Consider the following 26,310-nt stretch of genomic DNA (forward strand, 5'->3'; position numbering starts at 1 on the left):
ACCGAAATGAAAAAAATTGTAGCTTTCCCGATAATCGTTCTTCTTGGCGTTTTTTGGGGCTGTTTGGATAAACAGGGAGAAGACAAGCTCGTTGCCAAAGTGGGCGCGGAAAATATTTATGCTTCCGATGTGGATTTTTTAAAGAGGATCCAGCCAAAGCCCTATGCGACTCCGGGACAAGAAAAAGCGGCCTTGGAAAATATCATCGAATCCTTGGTGATTTTTCAGGAGACCAAGCAGCTAATCGGTGAAGACTCCGTCATTGAAAATCGGATTCGCGATTTGGAAGACCGTTTTTGGGCGCAGGCTTACGGCGATTTTTTCCTCACACAAAATTTGGGATTTTCTGATGAACGTTTGCAGGATTTTTTTCAAAAAAATCGAAAAATCTTCTTGGCGGATTCCTGTAAATCCGTGGACAATTGTCGGGAACGAGTCGCCAAGGCTCTTTTGATTTCGGAAAACGCGGATTCTTTAAAACGGTATGTGAAGAAACAGCTTTTGGATGCTCAATCTGCCAAAGTGGAACTGGCTTATGTGGAAGCGTCGGATTCGTCTTCAGTTCGTAAAGCGGAAGAGGATTTGCGTGCCCAAAAAATTTCTCTGGAGCAGATTCCGGGATTAAAGCGCGAAGAATTTTTGTCTAAAGCTCCCCGAGGCATTTTGGCCATTGATTCGGTTTACCATTTGCTTTTCGGCAAGGATTCGCTGGCTGTCGGGGAAATCCGTTTTGTGCGCGGTCCCCAGAGTTTTGTCGCGTTCAAAGTGCTGTTGCGCCGCGCACCGCGCGATCTTCCCGAAGATAAACAGGATTCCATTTTGCAGGCAAATTTTGCTTCGGACTGGGCTGCGTTTCTGGTGAGCAAAAATGACAGCGTTCTCGAAAGCAAGTATCGTCTCCGTTACGAGCCAATCATTACTTCGGAAATTCGCAAATACTATGAAGTACACAAGGATTCTTTTGGCGACTCTCCCATCGACAGCGTTGCCCGGCAGATTGAAAATACGCTGTTCAAAAATGCCGAAGTCGAGCTGGATTCGGATTATGTTTTAGCGACTGTTGGAGGAAAACCGCTGGTTTTGGAAAAGGATATCCAAAAGTTGAAACTGGAAATGCCCGAGAGATTCCGTATCCAGTATCCTCGCCGTCGTTGCGTAATGATGCTTGCCGGTTGGAAAATGAAAGCGCTGGCAGCTAAGGAACAGGGATTGGATAATGACGGTTTGGTTCGGCGGATTCGCGAGTCTGTGCGACGTTCTTTTTACCGCAATGCGTTTGCGGGAAGGCTTGCGGAATTGGGCTTTTTCGCTTCGGAAGCGACGATGCGTTCTATTTATGAACGGATTGGGACGCGGCTGTATCCGAACCGGGATTTCGCATCGATTCGCGGCGAGCTGGGTATTTTTGCGCAAACCCATGACCGGGAGTTCCTGTATGAATACTATCTGCTCTATCCGAATTCGGAAGTGACGGATCTGGACTCCATCAAGTTGGCGGTGTTTCCTCAGAAAACGACCATTTTTTCCAGGAACTGGTTTGAAAACTATCGCCGGGATCTCTATAAAAAATATCCGGTCCAAATTGAAGACCCGGCATATTTGCCGCGGGCGGATCTTTTCTCTACGCAGAATTTGATGCTGATTGCGGATTCCATGTACCAGAATCAAAATCTGGTCGGCGCTTATATTACGTGGAAACGCATCATGTCGCTCTCGTCGTCGGACGATTCCCTGTTCGCTCGTGCGGCTTACGAGCTTGCGGAACTGGATTTGGAACGGGAAAAATACAAGGAAGCGGATGCGGAATTTGCCGCATATCTGCGGCTTTGGCCGCAATCGGCTTTGGCGGAAAAATCCCTGTTCAGCCGGGCGTTCCTGTTGCACGAATATCTCAAAAACGACTCTCTGGCTCTTCCGCTCTTTTTGCAGTTCCAGCAAAAATACCCGAAAAGCGAGATGATTGAATCCGTGAATTGGCTTGTCAAGGATATTCAGAGCGGCGGAAAGCTTGGCGAGGAACTTTTGCAGAAGATTTCCGAACAGGAAGAATAGATTTTATATATTTGCATCACTATTTCAAGGCGGTAATTCTATGGAAATGACATTTGCTATGATCAAACCCAACGGCGTCAAGTCGGGGCTTATCGGTCGAATTTTGGATCGCTATACCGGAGCGCGTCTGGCGGTTGTGGGGCTCAAATTGCACCAGATGACTTCGGAAGAGGCGCGGGGCTTTTATGCGGAACACGTGAACAAAACGTTTTTCCCGGAACTCGAAGAATACATGACAAAGGGACCTTCGGTGATGATTGCCCTTGCCGGTGAAAATGCGATTGCCGCCGTACGGGCGATTAATGGAGCTACAAATCCGGAAAAAGCCGAACCGGGAACCCTGCGTTACGATTTTGCTCCGTCGATGACGGAAAACGTCGTTCACAGTTCCGACAGCCCGGCCAGTGCGGAACGCGAAGTGGCTTTCTGGTTCAAAAAAGAAGAACTTTATGATTACGCCGCAGCCTCTCAAAAGGCTTGCAAGGTTCTCGGTTAAGTTTTCGTTAAACACAATTAAGGAGACAAAAACCTCATGCAATGGATAATCAAATATCTGACTTCCTCCATTGGTAAGAAGCAGATTATGGGTTGCTCGGGTGCTGCGATTGCGCTCTTCGTTTTAGGGCACATGATCGGTAACTTGCAACTGATCAATTTAGATCAGGCGGCGGCGCAGGCGCATTACAATGCCTACACGCAGCTTCTCACGGGAATGAAGCCTATCATCTACTTTGTAGAAATCGGGCTCATCGCGATTTTCTTCATCCATATTTTCCTTGCTATCAAACTTAAAATGGAAAACCGCAAGGCTCGCGGTCCCGAATCCTATGAAGTGAATGCGCGCAAGGGCAAGAAGACTTTTGCGAGCTTTACCATGATTTGGTCGGGTCTTATCATTCTCGGCTTTGCCATTCAGCATTTGATGACTCTCAAGTTCGGAGCGCATTATCTGTATGAAAATGAAGCCGGGCTCGTGATTCGCGATATGTGGCTCACCACTATCGATATGTTCGCCAATCCTCTTTGGACGGTTTTCTATCTGGTTGCCATGTTTGTTATCGGCATGCATTTGTTCCATGCGATTTCTTCGGCGTTCCAGACTTTGGGCATCGCTCACCAGAAGTGGACGCCGATTATCGATTTTATCGGAATGGTTTACAGTGTCGTCGTGGCTTTGGGATTTGCTTTTGAAGCCGGCTTCAGCTGCTACATTGCCCACCAGCCGGGGACGGAAGCACTCCGCAATGCGGCCCACCAGAATCAAAATGTTCTGGAACAGAAAAAACAGGCTCAGGAAGAAGCGGCGAAGGCCAAGAAGGTCTCCTTTGCTGTTTCCGCTGATGAATTTCAAGTTTCTTACATCGTAGAAGGAGATCGCTAAGATGAAACTGGATGCTCATATTCCTGGTGGAAATATCTCCGAAAAGTGGACTCGCCATAAATTTGAACTTAAACTGGTGAACCCCACGAACAAGCGTAAATTCAAGGTGATTGTGGTGGGAACCGGTCTTGCCGGCGCAAGCGCTGCCGCTTCTCTCGGAGAACTCGGCTACAATGTTCTGGCTTTCTGCTATCAGGATTCTCCGCGTCGTGCCCACTCGATTGCCGCTCAGGGCGGTATCAATGCGGCGAAGAATTACACGAACGATGGCGACTCCGTTTACCGTCTGTTCTATGATACGGTAAAAGGCGGCGATTTCCGTGCTCGTGAAGCGAACGTGCACCGCCTTGCCGAAAACTCCAATTTGATTATCGACCAGTGCGTGGCGCAGGGCGTTCCTTTTGGACGTGACTACGGTGGACTTCTGGCTAACCGTTCTTTTGGCGGAACCCAGGTTTCCCGCACGTTCTATGCTCGTGGACAGACCGGACAGCAGCTTCTTCTCGGCGCTTATCAAGCTCTGATGCGTCAGGTGGCGAAGGGTTCTGTCAAGATTTTCCCTCGTCGCGATATGCAGGACCTGGTCGTCATCGACGGCAAGGCTCGCGGGATCGTGGTTCGCAATCTGGTGACGGGAGCTTTGGAAAGCTACGAAGCGGATGCGGTCTGCTTGGCGACTGGCGGCTACGGCAACGTGTTCTATCTTTCGACGAATGCGAAGGGCTGCAATGTCAGCCCGGCTTGGCAGGCTTATAAGAAAGGTGCGCTCTTTGCGAATCCCTGCTACACACAGATTCACCCGACTTGCATTCCGGTGACGGGCGATCACCAGTCCAAGCTGACTTTGATGAGCGAATCCCTCCGTAATGATGGACGTATCTGGGTGCCGAAAAAAGTCGGCGATACCCGTCCGGCAAATGAAATTCCGGAAAGCGAGCGCTATTACTATTTGGAAGAACGCTATCCGTCTTTTGGAAACCTGGTCCCGCGTGATGTGGCTTCCCGCAATGCGAAGATGGTCTGCGACAAGGGCATGGGTGTCGGTGCGACGAAACGTGCCGTTTATCTGGACTTTGCCGATGCCATCAAGCGTATGGGTGTCGCAGGCGTTTCCGCCAAATACGGCAACCTGTTCCAGATGTATGAAAAAATCACCGACGAAGATCCGTACAAGGTTCCGATGCGCATCTATCCGGCTTCCCATTATACGATGGGCGGCCTCTGGGTGGACTACAACCTGATGAGTACGATTCCGGGCTGCTTTGTCTTGGGCGAAGCGAACTTCTCGGACCACGGTGCGAACCGCTTGGGCGCATCCGCTTTGATGCAGGGACTTTCCGATGGCTACTTTGTCATTCCTTATACCATCGGCGGTTACTTTGCGGGAACCAAGCTCGACAAGGTCAGCGCTTCTGATCCGGCTTTCAAGGAAGCGGAAAAGAATGCGATGGAACGCCTGAACAAGATTCTGAACATTCATGGAAAGAAGAACGTTTCCGAAATCCATCGCGAATTGGGTCAGGTCATGTGGGATTATGTCGGGATGGGCCGTAACAAGGAAGGCTTGGAAAAAGCGCTGGAACGCATTCCGGAAATCCGGGCGGAATTCTGGGAAAATGCCAACGTGCTCGGTGCCGAAGGCGATTTCAACCAGAATCTGGAAAATGCCAACCATGTCGCGGACTTCCTGGAATTTGCCGAACTTCTCGCTCGCGATGCTTTGCACCGTGAAGAATCCTGCGGCGGACACTTCCGTGAAGAACACCAGACCGCAGAAGGCGAAGCCATGCGCGACGACGAAAACTTCTGCTATGTCGGCGCCTGGGAATACAAGGGCGATGGCCAGATTCCGGAACTTTCCAAGGAACCACTCACATTTGATAATGTTCACCTCGTGACGCGGAGTTATAAGTAATGAGCGATAATATGCATCTGACTCTCAAAATCTGGCGTCAGAAGAACGCCAATACAAAAGGTCAATTTGAAACGGTAAAAATTGACGGCATTTCTCCGGATATGTCTTTCCTTGAAATGCTTGACATCGTAAACGACCGGGAAATGAAACAGGGCAAGGAAGGCTTTGCTTTTGACCACGATTGCCGTGAAGGTATTTGCGGAATGTGCTCCCTGGTCATCAACGGTATGCCGCACGGTCCCGATCATGCCATTACAACTTGCCAGCTTCATATGCGCAAGTTCAAGGATGGCGATACGATCGTCATCGAACCGTGGCGCGCTTCGGCATTCCCGGTCATCAAGGACTGTGTCGTGAACCGTTCCGCTTTTGACCGCATTATTCAGGCTGGCGGTTATGTCAGCGTGAATACCGGTGCGGCTCCGGAAGCGGCGTCTCTCCCGGTTCCCAAGGATAAGGCGGATCGCGCATTTGATGCGGCTGCCTGCATTGGCTGCGGAGCTTGCGTTGCCGCTTGCAAAAACTCTTCGGCAATGCTCTTTGTCGCAGCAAAGGTCAGCCATCTTTCCTACTTGCCGCAGGGCAAGGTCGAAGCGAAAAAACGCGTTCTCGCCATGGTCGCCCAGATGGACAAGGAAGGCTTTGGCAACTGCACGAACCTTTACGAATGCCAGGCGGCCTGCCCGAAGGGTATTACCGTGGATTACATCGCCAAGATGAACCGCGAATATCTCGGAGCGACCGTTTCGTATGCCGAAAAGGTTTACGGAAAGGACTGATCGTTAAAAGGATTCGATATTCGCCCCGCCTGATGGCGGGGCGTTTTGTATGGCGGGGAAGAAGGCTTGACGTACAAAAAATGCCCGCCTTGGGGCGGGCACTCGTATTCATAACGAAAGGCTACTCGGAAATTTTTGAAACCGCATTCCAGAATTTCCGTTTCGCCTCCCGCATTTTTTGCCGCCGGGCATCTTCTGCCGATTTTTTATAGAAAACGGATTCGTCGGAGGGTGCATATCCCATCGCGTTGTGGACGCATTGGGAAAATGGATTGGCATAATTCGTACTGTTTATATAGATGAAACTGACGTATTTAATTTTATCACCCTGATCGTTATAGCCTAAATTGAATCCAAAATAATCTTCATTTTCTGCACTACAATAGGGTTCAATCAAATCATTGTCAAAATTGCTATCGTAATCGATGTCGTAAAATTCACAAGTGGTTCCGTCGATGGTTACATCCATGGAGACATTTGTCCTATACAAATCAACTTCCCAGTTTTTGACAGAGATATCCACAGTTTTCCCGTTCAGTACAAAATTTGCTGAATTTTTCTTCCAGGAGTTTTTTTGAATGCCCAGCTCTTGAACGGTGCTTTCAACTTTTGCAGAAACGTCTAAAAGGTAGTTTTTCGAGCTATATCCTATATTGCATTGGTCATCAGTGTCATTCAAACATTCCAAAAGTTGAACCATCGTTTTCGTTTTAGTGAAATCGCCATCGGCTTGGGGGTATTGGCTGTTAAGGCGGACGCTGAACTTGAATACGGAATTGTCCTTGGATATATGAAGGGTTCTATTCACTAAAAGAAAGGATTCGTATTTATCATCGTCACACTTCATTTCTCCTTCATAACTGTAATAGCAATTCGCTTCTTGCCAATCGCCTTCGATAACGCCGGCTTTGCCTCCGACAAAAATCAGACTGCTTTCGTAAGAGAACTCTTCGTCCCAATTGTCGTAATTAAAGAAAACTAGGGTGTCTCCGAAAAAGCGATACTTGATGAGGTTAAAAGGTTTTATTTTTTGTATCGAGTAAGAATCCTCGTCTTTTGCACAGTAAGAATTCATGTCCTCGTCAAACAAAATGGTTGAATCCTCTTCATTGATGATGAGCTTCGTTTCCAGATTTATCCCGTCGCTCAAAGACGGCGAAGTGCTCGAAGAGTCGTCGGAGCAGGCGGTGAATGAAAGCGAAAGGGCGGCAGCCGCCAGACCCATTTTGACAAAAGAAATTTTCATAGTTCCTCCTTTTTGTATTTGAAACTTGGCGAAAAAAGTAGAATAAAAAGGGAAGTGTGACAAGGAATTTAATGGTCAATGGCTGCTGCATTCGCTATGGAAGCCGACTTGACAAGCGCGAAACACAAAAAATGCCCGCCTTGGGGCGGGCACTCGTATTCAAAACGAAAAGTTACTCGGAAATCCTTGAAACCGCGTTCCAGAATTTCCATTTCGCATCCCGCATTTTTTGCCGCCGGGAATCCTCTGCCGATTTTTTATAGAAAACGGATTCGTCGGAGGGCGAATTTTCTATTGCACTATGGACACATTGAGTGAAATCGTTGCCATTATACTTTTCATACTCATAAACCAATTCAACTGTGTTTCCTTTGGCATTCGTGACGGTGGTGTAGTCAAAATAATCTTCATTTTCTGCACGGCAATAAGGAACAACAGCATCATCTTCAAAATCCACATCGTAAAATTCGCAACTAGTGCCGTTTATAGACACGGTTAGCGCAATATCGTGAGTGTAATAGGATCTTTCAAATTTATTGACAACGATATCCACGGTTTTCCCGTTCAGCACGAAATTCGCCGCATTTTTCTTCCAGGAGTTTTTCTGGATTTCGAGTCCTTGGACAGCGGCTTCTATTTCTTCCGAAACATCTAAAAAATAATCTTCCTCATATCCTTGAATGCAGGTGTAATTACCGTCTAAGCATTCTAAAAGCTGGAGCATGGCCGGTGTTTTTATAAAATCGCCTTTGGCCTGCGGGATATTGTCGCTATAGCGGAAATTGGATTGGATGGTCGCAGAGCTTTTCGAAATACGGAGAGTCATGTCCTGGATAAGATAGTCATCTTCGTCGTCGCAATCCATTTCTCCATCATAGCCGTCATAGGAGCAATTTATCGATTGCCAAGTACCGTAAAGCGAACCGGCTTTGCCTCCGACGAGAACCGGATAGCCTTCCAAAGAAATTTCGTCGTCCTCTTCGTCATATTCAAAGAAGATCAGAGTGTCGCCGAAAAAACGATATTTGAATATGTCCGGAGAAATTTGTATTTTGTCTATCGAATAGGAATCCCCGTTCTTGACGCAATAGTCTTGGCTTGTATAGTTGAATGTAATCGTTGATGCCTTGGCGCGGGCTATCGCCAATCTGGCCGACCACGAAAATCTCGACGATTTCTCGTGGAATTGATTTTTGCTGACAACAGGAAACGACTTTGAATCCGAAATGGGGAATCTGTGCGGCCATTGGGTGCAGATTTTCTACTTTAAAAGAAAAAAGAGATTGAAAATGAAAAATTGGAAATGTTTTCCCGCGATTTTCTGCGTACTTGCGCTTGTCTCCGGAGCTTTTTCGGCTCCCAATGACGACGAAGATATTCGGATTGTAAAAGTCAATGACAGCAATTTTGAACAGGAGATTTTGCAATCCGACAAGCCGACGATTTTGGAATTTTCTTCGACCAGTTGCCCGCCTTGCCTCATCATGATTCCCACGCTGATAAGCATCGCCAAGAATTATCCGGATATCAAGGTGGCGTCTGTGGGAATCGACGAACCTGGCATTGAAAAAATCAAGAACACGTTCCCTATTCAGGCTTTTCCCACATTTTACTTTATTAAAAACGGGCAGATTGTCCATCGGGCTATCGGTGCCATCAAGGAAGAGGAAATGCTCGCGGCTCTGCAATACACGCCGAAAAAAGAAGCCAAAAAGAAACAGGCGAAGAAAAAATCGTCGAAAAAGAGAAATCTTTCGTGCTCGGTGAATGGACAGTTTAACGGTTTGAAAAATCACGTGACGATTTCGTTTGTATTTGGCAAAGAGGAAATTGAAAACGTGGATATTGTGACGGATGTTTTTGTGCCGCCCGAGTTGGAATCGCATCGCGAAGAAATGATGGCGAAAATTCGCGCCAGCGGAAAAGGGGACGTGTCGCCGACGTTGACGGGTTTTCAAATGCACACGGGAAACGACAGCCGTTTTATGAAAGCGATGGACATGAAACGCACTTCCACTTACGGAGAGATGAAAGCGGGGCTGGAATTGCAAGGATTTTCTTGCAAATGATGGCGAGGATAGACGCTTCTCGTCAAGAGGAAGACGGCTGAAGGGCGGCTTTGAATTGCCGTTTTGCTAAACGAAAAATCCCGGACAGGATGTCCGGGATTTTTGTGGTTTTGGATTAAAGAGTCAGCATTTCCCGCCAATGGGAAAGAGCAGCAGTTGCAACTGGTAAACTTTGTCGGCGTTTTCGTCTTCGTCAGCGATTTGGGCGATTTCTTTGCGGAAAGCGCTCATCCGTTCGACAATTTTTTCGTACCCGCTTTGGGAAATGCCGAGAGTGAGGCTGGAGCAGTTTCGGGTGTTGGGCGGATCCCTGTCGATGGATTCTGCGCCAAGAGCCAGACAGCGTTGGTGAAATCCGCGAAGGGCGAGTCGAGACGTGCGGTCGCCTGTGGTGATGTCTTTATTGACGAGCGCGTAGGAACCGTCCGCTTTTTTTTCAATCAGGTCGCATTTTTCCAAAAGTTGAACGGATTCTTTTGCTTCTTCTACGGAAATCGCCGGATGGACGGACTTGGCCAGTTCGGCGAAATTCCCATGGAATCCAAACATGCCGATAAGAGAACGGACGACTAGGTGACGCCAGTGCGAATAGACCTGAAATTGATAAAAGGCTAGCTGATGCTGGCCGGCTGTAAATCGGACGATTTTTAATTCGGCTTGCATTTTCTGAAACCATTGATTTTTTTCATCCATGGTTTCTGCTTGATTGAACCAGACGAGCGCTTCAAAAAAGGCGGATTCCCGTTTTCCAAAATGAAGCCCGGAGGAAATTTTCTGAATGCTCTGTGCGGAAAGGTTTTTGCTACCCTGCATCACCCGACTGATGAAATCTTTGGCCTTGAACCCGATTTTGTCGGAGAATGCGCGCAGAGAAAAAGCGGGATTGTTGTTTTTTTTCGACTGGTAATAGTCGCGCAAAAATTCCCTGTAGTCCAGGTATTCAAAAATTTTGCGTTCTGTTTTTTTCTCTGCCATGTTCAGAATGTAGATAAATCAAAAGATGGAAGCCGCTTTTGCGCACTTTTAGTGTTGTCTAGAAACAACGGGAAAATGAAGGATGTTTTCATGGGAAAGAGGAAATTTTTTCAGGAGATCGCTGGAATGGCAGCCGTTTTCAGCTGGAATATCCGAGATGCGGGTCACGGCTGCGTTCTTGATTTCAAAAATGCCTTGGTTTTCAGGGAAGATTTCGTCTTTGGGGCAAATTCTTCCCGAAAATTCTCGATGTTGCTCGGCGAATTTTTGCAGGTAGGCAGGAACGTCGAGAATGCGGCAGATGCCGAAGTTGGCGTCTTCGCTGCCGAAATCAAAACCGTCTTCGGTCATAAATGTCAAGGGCGTTGGCTGATTTTCGCTGAAACCGAAATCGGTTTGCCATGCTTTGAAGTCTTTGTTGTCTTGGATGGTCCAGACTGCCAGACAGCCGTTGTTGCGGGCGCTTTCCAGAGCCGAAAGAATCAGCTTTTTGGCGAATCCTCGCTTTTGAAATTCCATGTTCGTCGCCAGTCCGTAGATGTAGCCTACTTTTCCCCACGAACTTTGAAATTCCAATAAATGCAGCATCGAGGCGAGCGAATTCCCTTCATACAAAGTCTTTCGCGATGAAGGATTGGAGTACGGATAAATGAAAGTCGCCAGAAATTCGTTGGAATCTTCGGGAAACGCCGTTTGCCAGAGCCGCCAGATTTTGGCTTCTTCGGAATCTTTGGAAAAGGCAAAAAACTCTTCGGAAATTTTGTCGGGGTAATAGGAAAGTTTGGACTTACGCAGTGAAGGAAGCCCCATGTCTTCTTCACGATTGATGTATTGGATTTCTTCGGGAAGGTTTTGTGCGGTAAGCTGGTTGATTTTGGCGTAGGCACCTTCGTAACGGGCATCCGCTTTTTCGGCGTGTACACAAAAAGTGTTGCCGTTGATTTGGGAACCGTAGGAGAAAGCGATGGGATTGTCGTTTTCTTTTAAAATAACTCCGAAGAGTTGGAGTGCATCGTAATGCTCGATGGAAAGCCGAATCATTTCCTTTTCTTGCAGGATGGTCGTCGTGATTTTTTCCTGGGATTCTATCCATCGATTTAAAAGGGCGTATAAAGACTCTCTGTCTTTTGCTGTATCGATAATGTGCCAGGTGGCGTTCGGGTGCTGCTTGTCGAATTGCGTGATGTGGTTTCGTTTGGAATGCAGTTTTCTCCCGCGGAGAAAGGCGAGCTTTTCGCGGCTATACAGATAGTTGCCAAAGCTGCGGTCTTTGTAAAAGTAGAGGGCGCGGGATTCGGGAAAGTCTTGAATTGCTTGGACAAAGCTTTCGGAGAGCGAGAAGAATCGGACGGGTTGATTTTCTTGAGCGGCGTCTTGAAAGATGAATGCAAGGACTTCTTGTCGATTTCCGTTTCCAAGTGGCTCCAGATACGCCCATTTTTCGGAACCGGCGATGTGAAATCGGATGACGAGAAATCCGCTTTCTTCGCACCAGACGGTTTTGTAGAATTTTGCCCACGCGTAAAGGTTGGCGAAAGCGTAATCGCAGCATTGCTTGTTGGCAGCTTTTAGGTATTTTTCGAAAATGGATTTGTGGTGGATTTCAATAGATTGAAACATATCGTTAAAAAGAAAAGCTTTCGTATGGCGAAAGCTTCATCAAATCATTTTTTTCTTTTCTTGGAATTTTTCTTTTTGGACTTGGAAGATTTGGATTTTTTGGATTTGGAAACCTTGGGTGCAGGCGGCTTCTCTTCTTGAACTTGAGCCGGTTCTTCCGGTTCGGTTACAGAGGGCTGCTGAAGTTCTTGCAGGGCGCGATTCGCTTCTTGGACAAATCGACCGTCCGGGAAACGCTTCAGGTAAATCTGGTAGTCTTTGACGCTGTTGCTTTCTTGAACCAGCCGGAAGATGCACTCTTCCGCTTCGTTGCGGAATTGTCCCTGGGGGAAGTTGGCGAGATAGTCCAGATAAGCCTTGAAGTTGTTGGCCTCCTGCGCCTTTTTGAAAATCTGGTAGTCGCCGATGATTTGCAATTTGGCTTCGACTTCTTTTCGGTAGGCGGAGTTGGGATAGTATTGCAGGAACATCTCCATCATTTCGGGATCGTTGGATGCCATGACCTGCTTGAAACGGGAATCTTCTTGAGAGACTTGGTATTCTTTAAGTTGAACCTTGTTGGAATCCAGCGTGCTGTAAAGCTGTTCCTTGGTGGCGAGGTCTTCCGGGTGGCAGAAGGCCAAGTAGCTTTCCAGAACGTCGTTGAATTGCGCCTTGGTGTATTTTTCGCTCATGTCCGGCAACTGGCCGTCTTCGAGGAAGAATCGGTAGTCGCGTTCAATCGCCATGCAGTCCCAGTCGGAAAGGGTGTCCTTGACTTCGGAATTATTGCGGAGCTGGGCGTCCCGGTCGCGGAGGGCAAAGCGCATTTTGCGATCCCGCCGGCTTTCCCTGCCAAATTCCAGGGAAATTTCCAAGGCGATGCGCACGGGGAGCTTCGTTTCGATTTTTGAGAAGGTCACGCCGGAATAGGCACCGGGAATGGACAGGTCTTCGGAAGAGCTTTTGAAATCCGGAGTCGCTTTGATGTCTTCCAAAGTGCTGAACGCTTTTTTAGCGTGCAACCCAATCTTGAGGTCGCCGTCCTTGAAAATTTCGACCAGACGGTATTCCAGCCCGCCTTCCACAAAGTAGCTCAGTGCCGTTTCGGAATGCGTCTTGGTCGTCGCGGTCTGCTTGTCTTCAAAACGGATGTACTGGAGCCCGATTCCCCCTAAAATGCGCAGGTCGAGATTGCCGACCAGATTGACGGAAAATCCCGCAAGTCCCGCCGGATTGAACGACATGAAAGAAAGCTCGTTTCCGCTGCCGGATTGTTCGGCGTCGTTGTACTCGTAGTCGGCTCCCGAAGAAATGCTGCCGAACTGGAACTCCCCGAATTGGGCACCCAGCCAGATGGTAAAAGGAACGTCGGCTTTAAAGAGCGGAGTGAAAATCGGGTTGAAAAGGAATCCGACGGACATCGGAACGGTGTACACTTCTTCGTCGATTTTTTCGGTGAGGTATTGCCCTTCGCCTTCGAAGCTGATGGGTGTATAAGGTTCAACCTGGAAAAATGTCTGGGTATGCCAATTCGAACGTTCGAAGTCAGCGCCAAAGGCAAGGCTTGCAGCAAGGAGGGGGAGTAAAATTTTACGCATCGACTATAATTTACTTTCTTGGAGCGCAATCGTTTTTCGGAAAAAAGGAAAAGGAGCGAAAAAAAGTGCTTATTGGGAGCGTCATGCCCGAGTATTTTTTCCCGCATCCGCTTTTTTAGAAAGTGAGAAGGATGCCCGTCGCCAAAAGTCCGCCCGCCGCGATGAGGAAGCCGGTTCCCAGATAGCGCTCTTTTTTGGAACGGTCCGCATAGCGGTGGTTTTCGCGGACAAGCTTTTGAAAATTCTCGCCCTGCCCGGAACTCGGCAGGGAAAGTTCGTCTTTGATGTCGCGGGCCTTGTCCCTGTCCTTGTGGGAAAGGTAGAGCAAAATTCCCCCGGCGACAGCTGGAGCCAAGGAAACGCCCAAGGAGACTTTTCCCCAGAAAATGCGCTTTTGAATTTGCTGAAAGACCCGTTGGTTTTCAACATCCTGCGGCGATTGCAGGGAATCCAGGCGGACTTCGACAACGGTTCTGCTGGTGGCGTTTACCCGGAACTGGACGATGGAATCGCGAAAGCCCTCTTTCCATAAATGGAGACTTGCGGGCCCCGGCGTCTGCGTTGTCAGGATTTTTGGGCTTTTCCCGATAGGACGGCTGTGGGGAGTCAGATCGTCTGCTTCAAAAATCTGCGCACCGGCGGGAATCGTGCGAATTTCGACTTCGGGCTGGACGCGCTTCAACTGCAAATTGACCTTGGCCGTATCGCCGGGAATCGGACGGATGGTCGCCTTGTTGGCCCAAAGGGCGTGTTCCATTTCCCAGTAGGCTTCCAATTCGATTTTTCCCGTGTCCAATGTGGCGAAGGAACACGGAGTTTGACAGATGACTTCTTCGCCTTTACGGGACAGGTTGGCCCCCTCGGGATCCGTAACGACTTGGATAAAGCTCTTGGTGGATTTTTCCCTTTCGGGTTCTTGGTAGTTGCCATTCGCCTTTTGAATCCAATGCATAAAGCGGTTGTCCGAAAGCAATTCGGTAGTTGCTTTTTTGGCGGAAATGGTCAGCTTTTCTGTTTTCTGCGATTGAGTGGCAAAATGAAAGCGGTGCAAAAGAAGGTCCAGACTGTCCTGGTGTTTTGAAGGCAGCACTTCAAGACTCCAGATGGAGTGGGCGTTTGGGGCTTCTTGGATAATGCACGGCGAGTCGTGGCAATGGGGGAAATCCTGTGCGGTGACGCAGATGGGATGTTCGCCGAGTTCGCGCAGGGTTTGCATTTCTAAATCTTGCAGGCGAATGGCCAGGAGGGAATCAATCGGGCGGCGGATGGCAGGAAAAACGAGGGCTTTCCCGGTGAAGTCCGTTTGCGGCTGCGGTTCGGTTTCTGGCAAATTGCCCGTGGCGGAATCCAGAACGGACTGCGAAAGGTTTTCCAGCAGGGAATCGGGCAAAGGATTTCCATTGGAATCGAGCAGACTTTCTATTCGGTTTTTTAAAATTTTGACCACGGTGAAGGTGTCGGCGATGAATCCGCCAAAGAAAACCGTATCGCTGGAAATTTGGAGGAGCTCTGCATTTTGGGTGGCGCCAGAAACGAGTTTGATGGAAACGGGAATGCCTCGCTGGGAAGCTTCGGCGAAAAGAACGGAAAATGCTAGGGAAAGAATGATGAAAGTCTTCTTCATCGTCTGCTCCTAAAAATAAAACACGGCTGCTGCCGCAAAAAGGACTGCGCTGATGCCTAGAGAAACAAAAGAAGCTGTCCGAAAATGCTTTCCGCTTTGTTTCTCGTTATGAAAATCCCGCTGGAAATTTTTGAAATTTTCGCTTTCATGGATAATGCTTTTTTCCATTTTGTCCCTCGCGTCTTCCGCCTCTCGAAATTTCATTTCGGCAATTCCGGCAAAAGCTCCCGACAGGGCGAGCGGAACAAATCCCGAATAGAAAAGGACTTTTCCAATGCGCCTGTTTTCCCTTTTGGCGATGATGGCGTTCTGCCATTCCAGCTTGTCTAAATCCGATTCTTCTTGAAGCTCTATCCAGACAAAATTTTTACCGGGATAGCGGAGATGAATGTCAATGGTGGTGTCTGCATAGCCTGGCTTAAAAAAGGTGACTTGCACAATGGAATCTTCGGCGGAAAGGTTCAGCGAATCCGGAGTAACGGCTTGTGCTTTGGATACAAATGAATCGGGGCGTTTGCCGGTATAGACTTCGGCACCTGCGGGCCATGTGGAAATGCGCAAGGATTTTTGAGGGGCTTCTCCAAAAATCGGCACGCATAAAAGAATGAAAGAAATCAAAAGGACTTTCACAATTCCTCCGGATTGAAGGGACCCGAAAGGAACAGGGAGTCGCCAAGGGATTCGATTTTCCAGAGAATCGGCACGGAAAGATTGCCCGCATAATCGCGAAGAGAAATGAAAAGGTCGCACTCGTTGTCACACGTGGGGAAAATTTGAAGGACATCCTTTCGGATGGTGCGGCTGAGGGTGTCGCCGGAAAGCTGAACCAGAATGGATTTAGAAGAAACTCCGGAGCCAGCGTCAAAAAGGGAAAAGACGAGGGAATCCGATTTGGCAATGCGTCTGAGGATGGGAGCGCAGATGGGCGGAATGGTATCGAGCAGAGTCAGCGTATCCAGAATGTTGTATGTAGATGGGGAAATCGCAAAAGATTTTTGAACGGGAGAGTATTCCCAAAGCAGGGAATCGAAAACCGTAATTTGCAAATTCCCTTCAATGGAAATATCTGAAAATTGAATCGTGGAGGGATTTTGAGAAAATGTGTGAATCGCAATCGTGTCGCCGTTTTCTTTTTGCAAAATGGCTTTGCCTGCGGGAGATTGTCCCGGGGACAAAGAGCGGTAACGAACGGGAACAAGAATGTGAGAAAATTCGGTTCCGACAAGAGCGGTGTAAAAGGTCTGGATTTCAGAAGTGTCGGCATCGAAAGTGTAATCCGAATCGGGAACTTTAGCGACGACTCCCCAGAAAAAAGCGAAGGACGTGTCTGCGAGGTAATTGGAATCGCCTACAAAAAATGGGCCTTTGATTTGGTAAGTTCCGTTGCAGGGAATGCTGTCGTAAGGAAAATCCCAAAGCGCATTTTTTTCCATGGACAAATAGAGGGAACATTGTACATTTTGCCAAGAGGCAACGCCGTCGGTTTTTACTTCAAAAATCATTCCGCTGGAATCCAGAGCGTTGAATTGGTTAAACCCGTTGACCGGGGATATCGGAGAAACCGAAATCGGAGTGGTTACATACAAAGTCAGCGTATCGGAAAGGGTATCGTCAAAATAATCAATTGTTTGGAGAATCACAGGAAAGACGCCCGTGTCGGGAAATGCATAAGAAAGAGACGATGTGATATAGGATTTGTCTTCGATTCGCCAGATGAAATTTTTGACATAGTCCGAAGTGTAGTCGTTGGGTACGCGGGAACCGTTGATTTGAATCTCGGCGATGAAACGCCCGGAAGTGCCTTGGAGTGTTTCTATTTCTCGGAGGTTCGCAAAATCCTGATAGGAGCTGCCGTAATAGGAAGAAGGAACAAAACAGATGGACGAAATGAGTTTTGGAATGTTGTCTTCATCGACGCGGGGCGCGTTTTCACAGCTCCAGCAGCAGAGTAAAATCAAGAATCCGCAAATTTTTTTCATCCGGAAATTCCATTGACATAAAGGGTGAATGCATTTTCAAAACGGGCACCGCTTTCGTAGAGAATGACGACTCGGATTCTATTGGCGGGCTTTTTGAATAAAGTCCCAGAGAATTTTTTCTGTGCAAAATCGGATTCGGCAGAAGCTTCCCCGTCCCAAGAACCGTCTTCGTCAATGTCCCAGAAAAAACGTTTGGGTTGAAGGTGGGGACAGCGATTGGCAATAGGAATGACGATGGAAGAATCTTTTTCTATCAGCGTATCGCCAAGGCTTTGAACGCAGGATCTATCTGGAGAAATATAAAGGTCGTTCTGGGAAAAATTGCCGGCGCGATCTTTGGCGGAAATCGTGAGAGGGTGCCAGATAAAGGAAGGCGAAAGTTCTGCGGTAAAAAGACGAAGCGTGTCGTTTTTCAATTCCCACGTTTCGTAAGGCGTTCCGTCGATAACAACATCGATATTTTCAGAAGGAATGTGAAAACCCGATTCTACAAAGAAGAATAGGAGAGTGTCTGCAAAAGGCAATGAATCGTTCATACATTTTTCGCAGAGCAGAATGGGCGAGACGGTATCCCGAATGGAAATGTTGTCTATCTGGGTGATTTTTTGGGCTTGAATAGAAAAGGGAATGGTGTCGCTCGTGTAATCGGCATAGGTTTGATTTTTGAAAAAAATGCGATAGGGACCGGGCTCGAGATTTTGTAGGCTGAATTGGTTCTGGTTTTTTTGAACGGTGAAATTTGAAATTTCCGAATGCGTGGAATCCCAAAGAGTAAAGGAAATGGAGTCGCCGATTTCGGGTAAAGGGAGGATCAGAGAAAAGAATGCGCTTCCGGTTTGGGAGTTGACGGAGTCGGCTGTCCAAAAGGCCGCTCGAATCGTATCGTTTGCATCCATGCCAAAATCGTCACGAGCGGAAACTTGCCAAACACAACGCTCCAGCGGCGGCAATTTTTTTTGCCAAATGAATTGGGCGGACTTCAAAAGAGTGTCGGCGAACAATTGATTTCCGCATTCTAAACGAAAAGAATAATAGGTTGTCGCTAAAGAATTTTCGTTGGTGAAATTCCAGGCAAAGGAAATGGCGGAATCAAAAGGAAGATTTTGGCTGTTGTTTTGCGGGACGATTCTTGTGGCGTGCAGAACGGGCTCAGGAGCTGTCCAAAAGATGACGCTGTCGGTCAGCGTGTCGGAGAATCGATCCAAGAGCAGGAAACGGGCGATATGTTTTCCGGGCTCTGGAATGTTTGTGCGGTAGGAAAATTCAGACCGGATTTCTCCGGAATCGATTTGCCAGTAAAATTGATGGATGCGAATGGAACGGGAAGGCTCGATAATGGCCAAAAAGATAACGCTGTCGGAGGGAAGCAGGGTGTCCGTTTTCAGCCGGTTTTTGGAAGAATCCCCGAGATGCGTCAAGTAGGCTTGGACAGAAACCGTTTCGGCATCGGTCGGTTCAAAATAAACGCTGTCTTCGGAGCAGGCGGCAAGGAAGAGGGCCGCAAGAAAAAAAACGATGAATTTCATTCTTCCTCCACGACAAAAAAGCGGATGGTTTCCGAGGAATCCCGAAGGCCGTAGCCATCTTGAACAAAGACGCGGAAAGTATGGCTGCCCGCAGAAAATCCGGATTGGTATATTCGGGTCAGCGTGCCGACAGAAAAACGGGCGGAGTCCAATTCAAGAGTGAAAAAGAGAGAATCGTTTTGGTCGGGATCGGTTGCGGAATAGGCAAAAAGAAAAGCAGTTGTCACGTTTCCGCGGAGAGTGTCGCCGTTTGCGGGAATTGTCTTCGTGCTGATTTGGGGAGCGGTGTCAAAAACAAAGGAAAGGGGAAATGAAAGCGAGTTCCCGTAAGAATCCTGAGCGACAAGGGTGTCGGGAACGCGGCTCGTATCCGTTTTGAATTGAGCGTTGCTGGCGAGGATTTTCCCGTTCGCTTTCCAAGAAAAGTGCAGACTGTCTTCCAAGTAGGCGGGGGAGATTTTGGCTATGACGGAGAAGGAATCGTTCGGCGAAGCCTGTAATGTGGTTTTGCAAGGGGAACTGTTTTGAATGAGGCAAGCGGAAAGGGTGGGCGATTCCATCGATAAGACCGGCGAGTCCGGGACTTCTAAACACGCAAATAGAATCCCGCAGAACAGAAAAAGAAATATGAGCCGATCCAGAAACATATTCCTAAAATAAATAATCAAAGCGGTTTCTAAAAATGTATTTTCAAAAATCGTAGTAGGCAAGCGGCTTGGGGCTAGTGAAAAGTTGGGAACTTATATACAAAACTCCACCCGATTTACTTGGTTGGTGTGCTTCGACAGGCGGTTCCTGAGTTTATCGAAGGGCAGGGACCAGTTAAGAGTTGAGAGTTGGGAGTTGGAACTGAGAATTAAGAACTAAGAACTGATAACTGAAAATGATTCCTAACCACTAGTCTTTGCGGTATTCGATTCGGCTGCAAATCGGGCATTTTTCAGGAATGTGCCCCCGGGCGGGGCAATAGGATCTGCCGAAATAAATCATTTGCAGATGCCGCCGGTTCCATTCATCTTTGGGAAAAAGTTTTTTCAAATCGGCTTCTGTTTTTTGGACGGATGAACCGTCAGAAAGTTTCCAGCGGTTGGCGAGTCGATGGATGTGGGTATCTACGGGAAAGGCGGGAACGCCGAATGCTTGGCTCATGATGACGCTGGCCGTTTTATGGCCGACTCCGGGAAGGCTTTCTAAATCTTCAAAAGTGCGGGGGACTTCGCCGTCAAAACGCTCCAGAAGCATTTGTGACAACGCTTTGATGTGTTTGCTTTTTGCAGGAGCAAGTCCGCAAGGGCGGATGATTTCTTCGATTTTTTCTGTCGGGATTTGCGCCATTTTTTGAGGGGTGTCTGCCAGAGCGAACAAGGTCGGCGAAATCGCATTGACTTTTTTATCGGTGCATTGCGCGCTCAAAAGAACAGCGATCAGAAAAGTAAATGTGTTGGAAAAGTTCAAGGGGATGGCAGGCTCGGGATAGAGCTCATCCAAGATGTTTCCGATGAATTTGGCGCGTTCCTTTCGAGTCATTTGGCGGCGGTTTGTTTGCTGGAAAAATCGCGGGTAAAGTCCTGCTTCATTTCGAGGCTGGGCAGTGCGCAATCCGGATGTCCTATTTTAATGGCGGGAACTCCGGCAACGGTTACATGGGGAGGCACATCGTTGAGGACGACGGCACCGGCTCCGATTTTTGCGCCTTTACCGATATGGATATTGCCAAGAAGCTGCGCATGGGCTCCAATCATCACGCCATCGCTCACTTTCGGGTGCCTGTTTCCGGAGTCCTTTCCGGTTCCGCCCAGAGTGACGCCGTGTAAAATGGAGACGTCGTTTCCGATGCGGGCGGTTTCACCGATAACCAGATTGGTGGCGTGGTCCAAAAGAATGCCCCGTCCGATTTTTGCTGCCGGATGAATATCGACGGCGAATTTCTGGCTAATCAGGCTTTGCAACATTTCCGCCAAAAAGAAGCGGTTGTTTTTCCAAAAGACGTGTGCAATGCGATAGGCTTGCAACGCTTGGTATCCTTTGAAAAAAAGGAGTGGCTCCAGCATGGACTTGCAAGCGGGATCTCGATTGAGAGTGGCTTGCAAATCGGCTGCGGAATCTTCGGCGAGGGAAGGATTTTCCTGGTAGGCGCGAATAAAGAGAATTTCCAGTTGGGAGCGGCTGAGGAAAGAGCTGGCGAGTTTACGCGAAAGACCGACGGCGAGGATTTCCGAAAATGAGCTGCGAAAAACGATCTGCTCGTCGAGAACGGATTTGAGCAGCGGTTCCGAGGAGGAAAGCGCAAGCGCTTCTTTTACCAGGGCGGAAAAGATTTCTTTGGAAATTTCTTTAGAAGTTTCTTTGGGCATCGATCGTCTCCTGCCTTAAAATGCGGGCGGATTAAATTTAGAAAAAGCCGAAAAGAATCCGTTGCTTCCCAATTTTTTCAAGACTTCCAAAGCTTTGTTCGATGGAATCTGCGGAATCAGCTCGACGATTTTTGGCGGCAAGGGCTTTTTCAGTTGAAATTCTTTGGGAATGGAATCATTGCGGGAAAGCTGCCAAAGAATGGCGAGCTTCTGTAAAAAATCTCCCCAAGGAAAAGCGTCTCGTTCCGAGAAATGGATTTCTGCCGGGAGAATGCTGTCGCGGGCTTCGGCGATGGCGACGTCGGGGTAGCCCATTCGAACGAGGGTCATCTGGCGAGGGATATTGTTTGTCGCAGCCTGTGGCGGAATTTGTAAAATCAGTTCCATAAAATATCGGGTGGTGGTTTTAAATTTCGGGAAGGGGCAGCGGAAATGCTTGGCGAGCGCAGAGGACGTCGTTTGCCGAGAGTTCCACGGAAAAAATTTTTTCTTCGTGGTTGGCGACGAGAAGTTCGTTGCCGTTCGGATCAAAAGCGCAGCTGCTCGCGAATGCGCTCCCGGCTCTAGCGCAAGCGAGAACAAAGCATTGGTTTTCAATAGCTCTTGCCCGTAACAGCGTTTTGAAATGCGTGTCGCGGCTCTGCGGCCATTCCGCTTGGACAATGAAAAGAGAGGCGCCCGCTTTGCGGGCTTTCCGAAAATCTTCTGGAAATCGCAGGTCAAAGCAGATAAAGGGGAATGCGCAAAATCCTTCCCAAAAAAAGGAATCGCTTTCTGTTCCCGGCGCAAAAAGAGTGGCTTCGTCAGCAAAAGGATGGTGCTTACGGTAAATGGCGAGCGGATTTTCTCCCGTGGCTGCAAAGGCGGCAGTCCAATTTCGAAAACGGAAATCGCTTTGCGAAAAATTCTCGATTCCCCCGCCTAACACGGTACATTGTGTTTCTTTTGCCAAGTCCTGTAAAAAGCGAAAAGTCGGAAATTCGGGCGAGACGTTTTCCGCTAGTTCTTGGGAGGGACGAGTCAAAAAGCCCGTGGCGAACATTTCCGGAAAGACGAGAAGGCTTCCCGGTCGGGGAGCTTCTTTTGAAATCAGGGAACGGGCGTGTTCAAAAGTTCGCTGTTTGCCGTTTCTGTCGGGTTGCATTTGGATGAGGTATGCGGTTGCCATTTTTCTTAAGGTAGAAATTTTATATTTTGGGCAATACGCTATGCTGAAACGAATTTTACCCTTTTTTGTTTTGCTCCTGTCCGCTGGGGTTTTTGCTGCCCCGACGCAGATAATTGGAACGGTTTTGGAATCTGAAACGGATCATCCCTTGTCCTCGGTCTCTATTTTGTATGAATCGGGGCGTTCTTTGGGGGAAACCGATGGGAGAGGACGCTTTGAATTGACGGCGGATTCTCGTCATGCCAAGCTGATTTTTGCCAAGGACGGCTTTGACACGTTGCACGTTTCGCTGGACGATTTTGCCGATTTGCTGGATATTGTTGTCGTGATGCACACCAATGTGCGGAATTTGGGGGAAAGCACGGTTATTGGCGGCGGCACCAAGGCGGAGTGGCAGGAGCCTTCGCATATTTCGGTGGAGCAGCTCGAAGATGTTTCGGGAATGCGTTTTGACATTGCGGAACTTCTGGGCTCTGTCGAGGGTATTTCCGGGCAAAAGGATTTTTCGAGCGATTTCTTTTACGACGGCTCCCGGGCGGATGAAGTCGGCTATCACCTGGGGCGTTTGCGTATTCCCAATATGCGCCATCTGGATATCGGTTTTCCGGGGAATCTTTCGGTCATCAACCCGCATCTGCTCAGTTCCATTGCCGTTTACGATAATTACGGAGAAGGACCTGTGGGGCAAGGCCTTGCCACTTCCGTCGATTATATTCCGGAGACCCTTTCAGGCGAAGATTTTGTCTTTGGCGTTTCGGCGGGGACGACCATGCGCGAAATCACCGTGGGCGGGCCGTTCCTTTTTTGGGATTCGTTCCGTTTCAGTTTCCGCTGGCTGGACGGGGAAATGCTCAAGAACATGGGCGAAAAGTTTTTCACGGAATTTCGGAAGCGGGATTCAAACTGCGATGAATGCTCCACAGAAGGTTCGGATTCTTTCGACTTGACTTCTTTCGATCTGTTTGCCCAGCTGGCCGGGCACGATTCGCTGGAAAATCGCTGGATGGTGAATAGCATTTACAGCCGCGACGAATATGTGGTTCGGCAAGATACGACGACGGCTTTGGAAACTTCAAACAGCGTGGATATTGTCCGTGGACAGCGCACTTACGGCGTTCTGGGACTGGAATACCAGTCGCGTTTTGGCACCAGCTTCCATGCGGGTGTCGTGCGGGAAGAGGCGTCCGACACACTCCGGGATACGACCGGATTTCGGAAAGATGCTCTGGCGGAAAACGCTGCGTTTATCGACGGTTATGAACAGGACAAGACGACTTTCACTTTGGGCGCGGACAAGCCTTTTCCCGGCAGCCTTTGGGGGGCGAAACTTTCTGGGGCGTTGCTTTACGAGCACCACATTGTGACGCGGAAATGGCCCGATTTTTCCAAGACGCAGAAAACGGAAGTCCAGGCGAATGTCCTTTCGGGAACCAGCCGGATGACGTGGACGACCAATGCCCAAAAAACGATTTTTGCTTTTGGCGCGGTCGCCGATTTTGACGGTAACGGCTCTCCGATGGTTTCTTTGGATTTCGACAGAAATCTCTCTGCGGGAACGCCGGGAATCGCTGCGGGAGAAGGATTCCGGATTTTTGGAAATGCCGCTTGGCGTGGAGACTGGCGTGAAAAATGGAACGACGGAGAACTTGAAAGCGGCATTGTAACCGGTTCTTCGGCAAAATTGGGGGTGGGCTTTTCGCAAAAACGCATTAGCCTAAGCGCTCATGGATTTGGTCGTTACTACTTGAATCCGGAGTTGCCGGTGCCTTTGGCGTATGCGCACTACCGGGAACTTTCCGAAGCGGACTACGCTTGGGTGCTGGGAGCTGCCGCCAAGTTGGAAGCGCGCACATTGCACCATTTTGCGCTGGGGCTGAATGCGACGACGGTTTACGGTGAATACGCTTTGGACGACGGACGATCCCTTCCTTGGGAAGCGAATTCCCGTTTAGACATGGCGACTTCGGTTCGCTACTATCCACGCAAGGATTCTTTGATTTCGGTCATTCTCACTCATCATGTCGGCTGGCATCGTCCGCTGTATTATTATAAGGTAAAGCCTTCAAATTCCGCGACCCAGACCCTAGGCACTCGGGAAATCCACGACTACAATGAATTTGCGGATTTGTTCCGGACGGACGTTCGGGTCAATCTGGATTTGCCCGGACACATTTTCTTTTTCCGAAAAGTCCGTTTTTATGTGGAAGCGGACAATGTGTTTTCGGCGTTGGATTCGGGCTCGTTTAAATTTCTGGGTTCCGACAATTACCGGGAGCGTTCGCAGGTCACACGGGATAAGGATGGCAGAACTTCAAACGGCTACGATGTGATTCCCTTTATGGCGAAAGGAATGGGGCTTTATTTGCAATTCGGAGTCGAGGCGAACTTTGCCATTTAGCCGTTCGCTCTGGCTCTTGCTGCTTTCTTTGTTTGCCGTTTCTTCGGCAAAAGAAAAAGTGTTTGAACCGCGCCGCCCGGAAAAACCGCTCCGCTTTTGTGGGGAATATGCGAAATGGGAAAACTATGTGAAAGGGGACTCCTCCTATGTGGACTTGTCCGCATTTCCGGTTCGTTTGGATTTGCGCTATGCGACATTTCACAATATCTCCGGGCATGATTTGTATTGCGGGGCGGAACGGGCGTATTTAAAGTCGATGGCTGCAGAAAAACTTCGCAAGGCCATTGGCCTGTTGCAAAAAGAACATCCCGAATTGCGGTTTGTCATTTTCGATGCCGCACGTCCGGTTTATGCGCAGGCGCAGCTTCGAAAAGTTGTTGCGGGAACGCCATTCTCCGACTATGTTTCCAATCCGGTGCGGGGAAGCGTCCATAATTTTGGTCTGGCGTTGGATTTGACCCTTGCCGATTCGAGCGGAACCCTTTTGGATATGGGAACGGATTTTGATTCCTTTGAAGATCGGGCGGGAGAACGAGGGGAGGCTGCGGCACTCCAAAAGGGAACTTTGACGGCGGCGCAGGTGGAAAACCGCAAAATTTTACGCCGGATAATGAAAAAAGCGGGATTCATCCCGCTGCCTTCCGAGTGGTGGCATTTCAATGCCATCCCCTCTAAAACGATTCGGGCAACTGGCGAATTGCCGCCCTTTTAAGCCTGTCGTTGCAGGCGATTCCCACGCCTTCGTTTGGAATGGGATCCACCAGAATCAAGCGGTTTTCCGCTTTGTCCAGCAGACGCATAAACGCATAAAGATTCGCGGCGGCTTCTTTTACATCTCCGGATTCCGAAAGATTTAAAGTCGGGGGGATTGCCGACGTTTGATGCCCGAACGCAATGCGTACGGTGCCGCTTGGAAGTTTGGCATTCTGAGGAAGCTCTCCGTAAAAGAGGGGAACTTGCGGACGGTAATGGCGGTCGATCATTCCGGGGGCGAGCATCGGGCCTTTCGGATTGGATTTGGATTCTCGAATCGAAACGCTGCCGGTGACTTTCTGAATCATTTCGGGAGTAATTCCGCCGGGTCGTAGGATGACGGGAGTTTTTTCCGTAAAGGCGACAATGGTGCTTTCGACTCCGACTCCGCATGGTCCGCCATCAACAATGCCGTCAATGAGTTCGCCGAGTTGTTCCGCCACGTGTTCTGCCGAAGTGGGACTGACGTGCTGAAATAAATTGGCGCTGGGAGCTGCGAGCGGGACTTTTGCCAGCCGGATGATTTGCTGGGCAATGGGGTGGCTGGGAAAGCGTACGGCAACAGTGGGAAGTCCGCTGGTCGCCAGATCCGGAATCCGCTCCGTTTTGGGCAGCACGAGGGTCAAGGGTCCCGGCCAATAGGCTTCTGCCAGTTTTTTTGCCATCTCGGGGATTTCGGACGCCACGTTGGAAAGTTCTTCCAGCGCGGCGATATGCACAATCAGCGGATCAAAATGCGGACGCTTTTTGGCTTCAAAAATTTTGGCAAGGGCTTTTGCATCGTAAGCGTTTCCCGCAAGTCCGTAAACGGTTTCCGTCGGGATTGCCACAATGCCGCCGTTTTGCAAAATGCGAGCGGCGGCTTCGGGAGTTGTCCAAGGAGGATACATT

23 protein-coding genes are annotated in these 26,310 nt (G+C 48.9%); 8 read left to right on the forward strand and 15 right to left on the reverse strand.

Features of this window, described 5'->3' with window-relative positions:
• The first annotated feature begins 6 nt into the window (after positions 1–6).
• Genes B5D40_RS00810 through B5D40_RS00830 form a run of 5 tightly spaced genes read left to right on the forward strand, consistent with a single transcriptional unit; the run spans position 7 to position 6,127 of the window.
• Positions 7–2,052, forward strand: coding sequence for a tetratricopeptide repeat protein (locus tag B5D40_RS00810; RefSeq protein ID WP_078775357.1), 2,046 nt, complete (start codon positions 7–9; stop codon positions 2,050–2,052).
• Positions 2,053–2,092: 40 nt separating this feature from the next.
• Complete coding sequence (ndk, locus tag B5D40_RS00815) at positions 2,093–2,548, forward strand: nucleoside-diphosphate kinase (protein WP_078775358.1); 456 nt, start codon at positions 2,093–2,095, stop codon at positions 2,546–2,548.
• A gap of 36 nt (positions 2,549–2,584) precedes the next feature.
• On the forward strand, positions 2,585–3,433 hold the full coding sequence (locus B5D40_RS00820) for a succinate dehydrogenase cytochrome b subunit (RefSeq protein ID WP_078775359.1): 849 nt from the start codon (positions 2,585–2,587) through the stop codon (positions 3,431–3,433).
• 1 nt (position 3,434) lies between these two features.
• Entirely contained in the window at positions 3,435–5,348 is a 1,914-nt protein-coding gene (locus B5D40_RS00825; protein ID WP_073303889.1) for a fumarate reductase/succinate dehydrogenase flavoprotein subunit, read from the forward strand.
• Positions 5,348–6,127 (forward strand): succinate dehydrogenase/fumarate reductase iron-sulfur subunit, encoded by a 780-nt coding sequence (locus tag B5D40_RS00830; RefSeq protein ID WP_078775360.1) that lies wholly within the window; start codon positions 5,348–5,350, stop codon positions 6,125–6,127. The genes B5D40_RS00825 and B5D40_RS00830 overlap by 1 nt, the downstream gene beginning before the upstream one ends.
• Before the next feature lie 121 nt (positions 6,128–6,248).
• On the opposite strand, the gene B5D40_RS00835 is transcribed toward B5D40_RS00830, so the two are convergent.
• Both B5D40_RS00835 and B5D40_RS00840 read right to left on the reverse strand, forming a co-directional pair.
• Positions 6,249–7,373, reverse strand: a complete 1,125-nt coding sequence (locus B5D40_RS00835) for a hypothetical protein (RefSeq protein WP_078775361.1) — start codon at positions 7,371–7,373, stop codon at positions 6,249–6,251.
• A gap of 172 nt (positions 7,374–7,545) precedes the next feature.
• Positions 7,546–8,520, reverse strand: coding sequence for a hypothetical protein (locus B5D40_RS00840; protein ID WP_078775362.1), 975 nt, complete (start codon positions 8,518–8,520; stop codon positions 7,546–7,548).
• Positions 8,521–8,662: 142 nt separating this feature from the next.
• Between B5D40_RS00840 and B5D40_RS00845 the strand changes: the two genes are divergently transcribed.
• A complete protein-coding gene (locus tag B5D40_RS00845; protein ID WP_158222128.1) occupies positions 8,663–9,442 on the forward strand; it encodes a thioredoxin family protein in 780 nt (259 codons plus the stop codon).
• Between the two features lie 123 nt (positions 9,443–9,565).
• On the opposite strand, the gene B5D40_RS00850 is transcribed toward B5D40_RS00845, so the two are convergent.
• From B5D40_RS00850 to B5D40_RS00905, 12 genes are all read right to left on the reverse strand, one after another.
• Positions 9,566–10,417 carry a TIGR02147 family protein gene (locus B5D40_RS00850; RefSeq protein ID WP_073302870.1) on the reverse strand — a complete coding sequence of 284 codons (852 nt, stop codon included), beginning with the start codon at positions 10,415–10,417 and terminating at the stop codon, positions 9,566–9,568.
• Positions 10,418–10,465: 48 nt separating this feature from the next.
• The gene (locus B5D40_RS00855; RefSeq protein WP_078775364.1) at positions 10,466–12,037 is read right to left on the reverse strand and encodes a GNAT family N-acetyltransferase; all 1,572 of its coding nucleotides are present in this window, start codon (positions 12,035–12,037) and stop codon (positions 10,466–10,468) included.
• A 44-nt stretch (positions 12,038–12,081) separates the two neighbouring features.
• Positions 12,082–13,617 carry a hypothetical protein gene (locus tag B5D40_RS00860; RefSeq protein ID WP_078775365.1) on the reverse strand — a complete coding sequence of 512 codons (1,536 nt, stop codon included), beginning with the start codon at positions 13,615–13,617 and terminating at the stop codon, positions 12,082–12,084.
• A gap of 115 nt (positions 13,618–13,732) precedes the next feature.
• Entirely contained in the window at positions 13,733–15,241 is a 1,509-nt protein-coding gene (locus B5D40_RS00865) for a hypothetical protein (RefSeq protein WP_078775366.1), read from the reverse strand.
• Positions 15,242–15,250: 9 nt separating this feature from the next.
• Positions 15,251–15,871 (reverse strand): hypothetical protein, encoded by a 621-nt coding sequence (locus tag B5D40_RS00870; protein WP_078775367.1) that lies wholly within the window; start codon positions 15,869–15,871, stop codon positions 15,251–15,253.
• Positions 15,868–17,220, reverse strand: coding sequence for a hypothetical protein (locus B5D40_RS00875; RefSeq protein WP_078775368.1), 1,353 nt, complete (start codon positions 17,218–17,220; stop codon positions 15,868–15,870). Before B5D40_RS00875 ends, B5D40_RS00870 begins: the two co-directional genes overlap by 4 nt.
• Entirely contained in the window at positions 17,217–18,746 is a 1,530-nt protein-coding gene (locus B5D40_RS00880; RefSeq protein ID WP_078775369.1) for a hypothetical protein, read from the reverse strand. The genes B5D40_RS00875 and B5D40_RS00880 overlap by 4 nt, the downstream gene beginning before the upstream one ends.
• Positions 18,743–19,393, reverse strand: a complete 651-nt coding sequence (locus B5D40_RS00885) for a hypothetical protein (protein WP_078775370.1) — start codon at positions 19,391–19,393, stop codon at positions 18,743–18,745. Before B5D40_RS00885 ends, B5D40_RS00880 begins: the two co-directional genes overlap by 4 nt.
• A 250-nt stretch (positions 19,394–19,643) precedes the next feature.
• Positions 19,644–20,273: an endonuclease III gene (gene nth / locus B5D40_RS00890; protein ID WP_078775371.1), complete on the reverse strand. Its 630-nt coding sequence runs from the start codon at positions 20,271–20,273 to the stop codon at positions 19,644–19,646.
• Positions 20,270–21,100, reverse strand: a complete 831-nt coding sequence (gene cysE, locus B5D40_RS16280; RefSeq protein WP_078775372.1) for a serine O-acetyltransferase — start codon at positions 21,098–21,100, stop codon at positions 20,270–20,272. The genes nth and cysE overlap by 4 nt, the downstream gene beginning before the upstream one ends.
• Positions 21,101–21,115: 15 nt before the next feature.
• Entirely contained in the window at positions 21,116–21,487 is a 372-nt protein-coding gene (locus B5D40_RS00900) for a hypothetical protein (RefSeq protein ID WP_073302883.1), read from the reverse strand.
• A 19-nt stretch (positions 21,488–21,506) separates the two neighbouring features.
• Positions 21,507–22,268 carry a nitrilase-related carbon-nitrogen hydrolase gene (locus B5D40_RS00905; protein WP_078775373.1) on the reverse strand — a complete coding sequence of 254 codons (762 nt, stop codon included), beginning with the start codon at positions 22,266–22,268 and terminating at the stop codon, positions 21,507–21,509.
• A gap of 40 nt (positions 22,269–22,308) precedes the next feature.
• Between B5D40_RS00905 and B5D40_RS00910 the strand changes: the two genes are divergently transcribed.
• Positions 22,309–24,666, forward strand: a complete 2,358-nt coding sequence (locus tag B5D40_RS00910; protein ID WP_078775374.1) for a peptidase associated/transthyretin-like domain-containing protein — start codon at positions 22,309–22,311, stop codon at positions 24,664–24,666.
• Positions 24,656–25,378, forward strand: a complete 723-nt coding sequence (locus B5D40_RS00915; protein ID WP_233126400.1) for a M15 family metallopeptidase — start codon at positions 24,656–24,658, stop codon at positions 25,376–25,378. The genes B5D40_RS00910 and B5D40_RS00915 overlap by 11 nt, the downstream gene beginning before the upstream one ends.
• Here the strand turns inward: B5D40_RS00915 and B5D40_RS00920 are convergent.
• The gene (locus B5D40_RS00920) at positions 25,338–26,309 is read right to left on the reverse strand and encodes an L-threonylcarbamoyladenylate synthase (RefSeq protein ID WP_078775375.1); all 972 of its coding nucleotides are present in this window, start codon (positions 26,307–26,309) and stop codon (positions 25,338–25,340) included. The genes B5D40_RS00915 and B5D40_RS00920 overlap by 41 nt on opposite strands.
• Position 26,310 lies beyond the last annotated feature (1 nt).

Origin of the sequence: Fibrobacter intestinalis (assembly GCF_900167415.1) — a bacterium.
GTDB classification, from domain to species: Bacteria; Fibrobacterota; Fibrobacteria; order Fibrobacterales; family Fibrobacteraceae; genus Hallerella; species Hallerella intestinalis.

Coding starts and splice junctions, on each gene's coding strand:
- B5D40_RS00865 (WP_078775366.1), bottom strand. CDS start 15,241: ATGAAGAAGACTTTCATCATTCTTTCCCTAGCATTTTCCGTTCTTTTC.
- cysE (WP_078775372.1), bottom strand. CDS start 21,100: ATGCCCAAAGAAACTTCTAAAGAAATTTCCAAAGAAATCTTTTCCGCC.
- B5D40_RS00920 (WP_078775375.1), bottom strand. CDS start 26,309: ATGTATCCTCCTTGGACAACTCCCGAAGCCGCCGCTCGCATTTTGCAA.
- B5D40_RS00910 (WP_078775374.1), top strand. CDS start 22,309: ATGCTGAAACGAATTTTACCCTTTTTTGTTTTGCTCCTGTCCGCTGGG.
- ndk (WP_078775358.1), top strand. CDS start 2,093: ATGGAAATGACATTTGCTATGATCAAACCCAACGGCGTCAAGTCGGGG.
- B5D40_RS00810 (WP_078775357.1), top strand. CDS start 7: ATGAAAAAAATTGTAGCTTTCCCGATAATCGTTCTTCTTGGCGTTTTT.
- B5D40_RS00905 (WP_078775373.1), bottom strand. CDS start 22,268: ATGGCAACCGCATACCTCATCCAAATGCAACCCGACAGAAACGGCAAA.
- B5D40_RS00860 (WP_078775365.1), bottom strand. CDS start 13,617: ATGCGTAAAATTTTACTCCCCCTCCTTGCTGCAAGCCTTGCCTTTGGC.
- B5D40_RS00830 (WP_078775360.1), top strand. CDS start 5,348: ATGAGCGATAATATGCATCTGACTCTCAAAATCTGGCGTCAGAAGAAC.
- B5D40_RS00835 (WP_078775361.1), bottom strand. CDS start 7,373: ATGAAAATTTCTTTTGTCAAAATGGGTCTGGCGGCTGCCGCCCTTTCG.
- B5D40_RS00820 (WP_078775359.1), top strand. CDS start 2,585: ATGCAATGGATAATCAAATATCTGACTTCCTCCATTGGTAAGAAGCAG.
- B5D40_RS00875 (WP_078775368.1), bottom strand. CDS start 17,220: ATGAAAAAAATTTGCGGATTCTTGATTTTACTCTGCTGCTGGAGCTGT.
- B5D40_RS00850 (WP_073302870.1), bottom strand. CDS start 10,417: ATGGCAGAGAAAAAAACAGAACGCAAAATTTTTGAATACCTGGACTAC.
- B5D40_RS00885 (WP_078775370.1), bottom strand. CDS start 19,393: ATGTTTCTGGATCGGCTCATATTTCTTTTTCTGTTCTGCGGGATTCTA.
- nth (WP_078775371.1), bottom strand. CDS start 20,273: ATGACTCGAAAGGAACGCGCCAAATTCATCGGAAACATCTTGGATGAG.
- B5D40_RS00845 (WP_158222128.1), top strand. CDS start 8,663: ATGAAAAATTGGAAATGTTTTCCCGCGATTTTCTGCGTACTTGCGCTT.
- B5D40_RS00900 (WP_073302883.1), bottom strand. CDS start 21,487: ATGGAACTGATTTTACAAATTCCGCCACAGGCTGCGACAAACAATATC.
- B5D40_RS00855 (WP_078775364.1), bottom strand. CDS start 12,037: ATGTTTCAATCTATTGAAATCCACCACAAATCCATTTTCGAAAAATAC.
- B5D40_RS00825 (WP_073303889.1), top strand. CDS start 3,435: ATGAAACTGGATGCTCATATTCCTGGTGGAAATATCTCCGAAAAGTGG.
- B5D40_RS00880 (WP_078775369.1), bottom strand. CDS start 18,746: ATGAAATTCATCGTTTTTTTTCTTGCGGCCCTCTTCCTTGCCGCCTGC.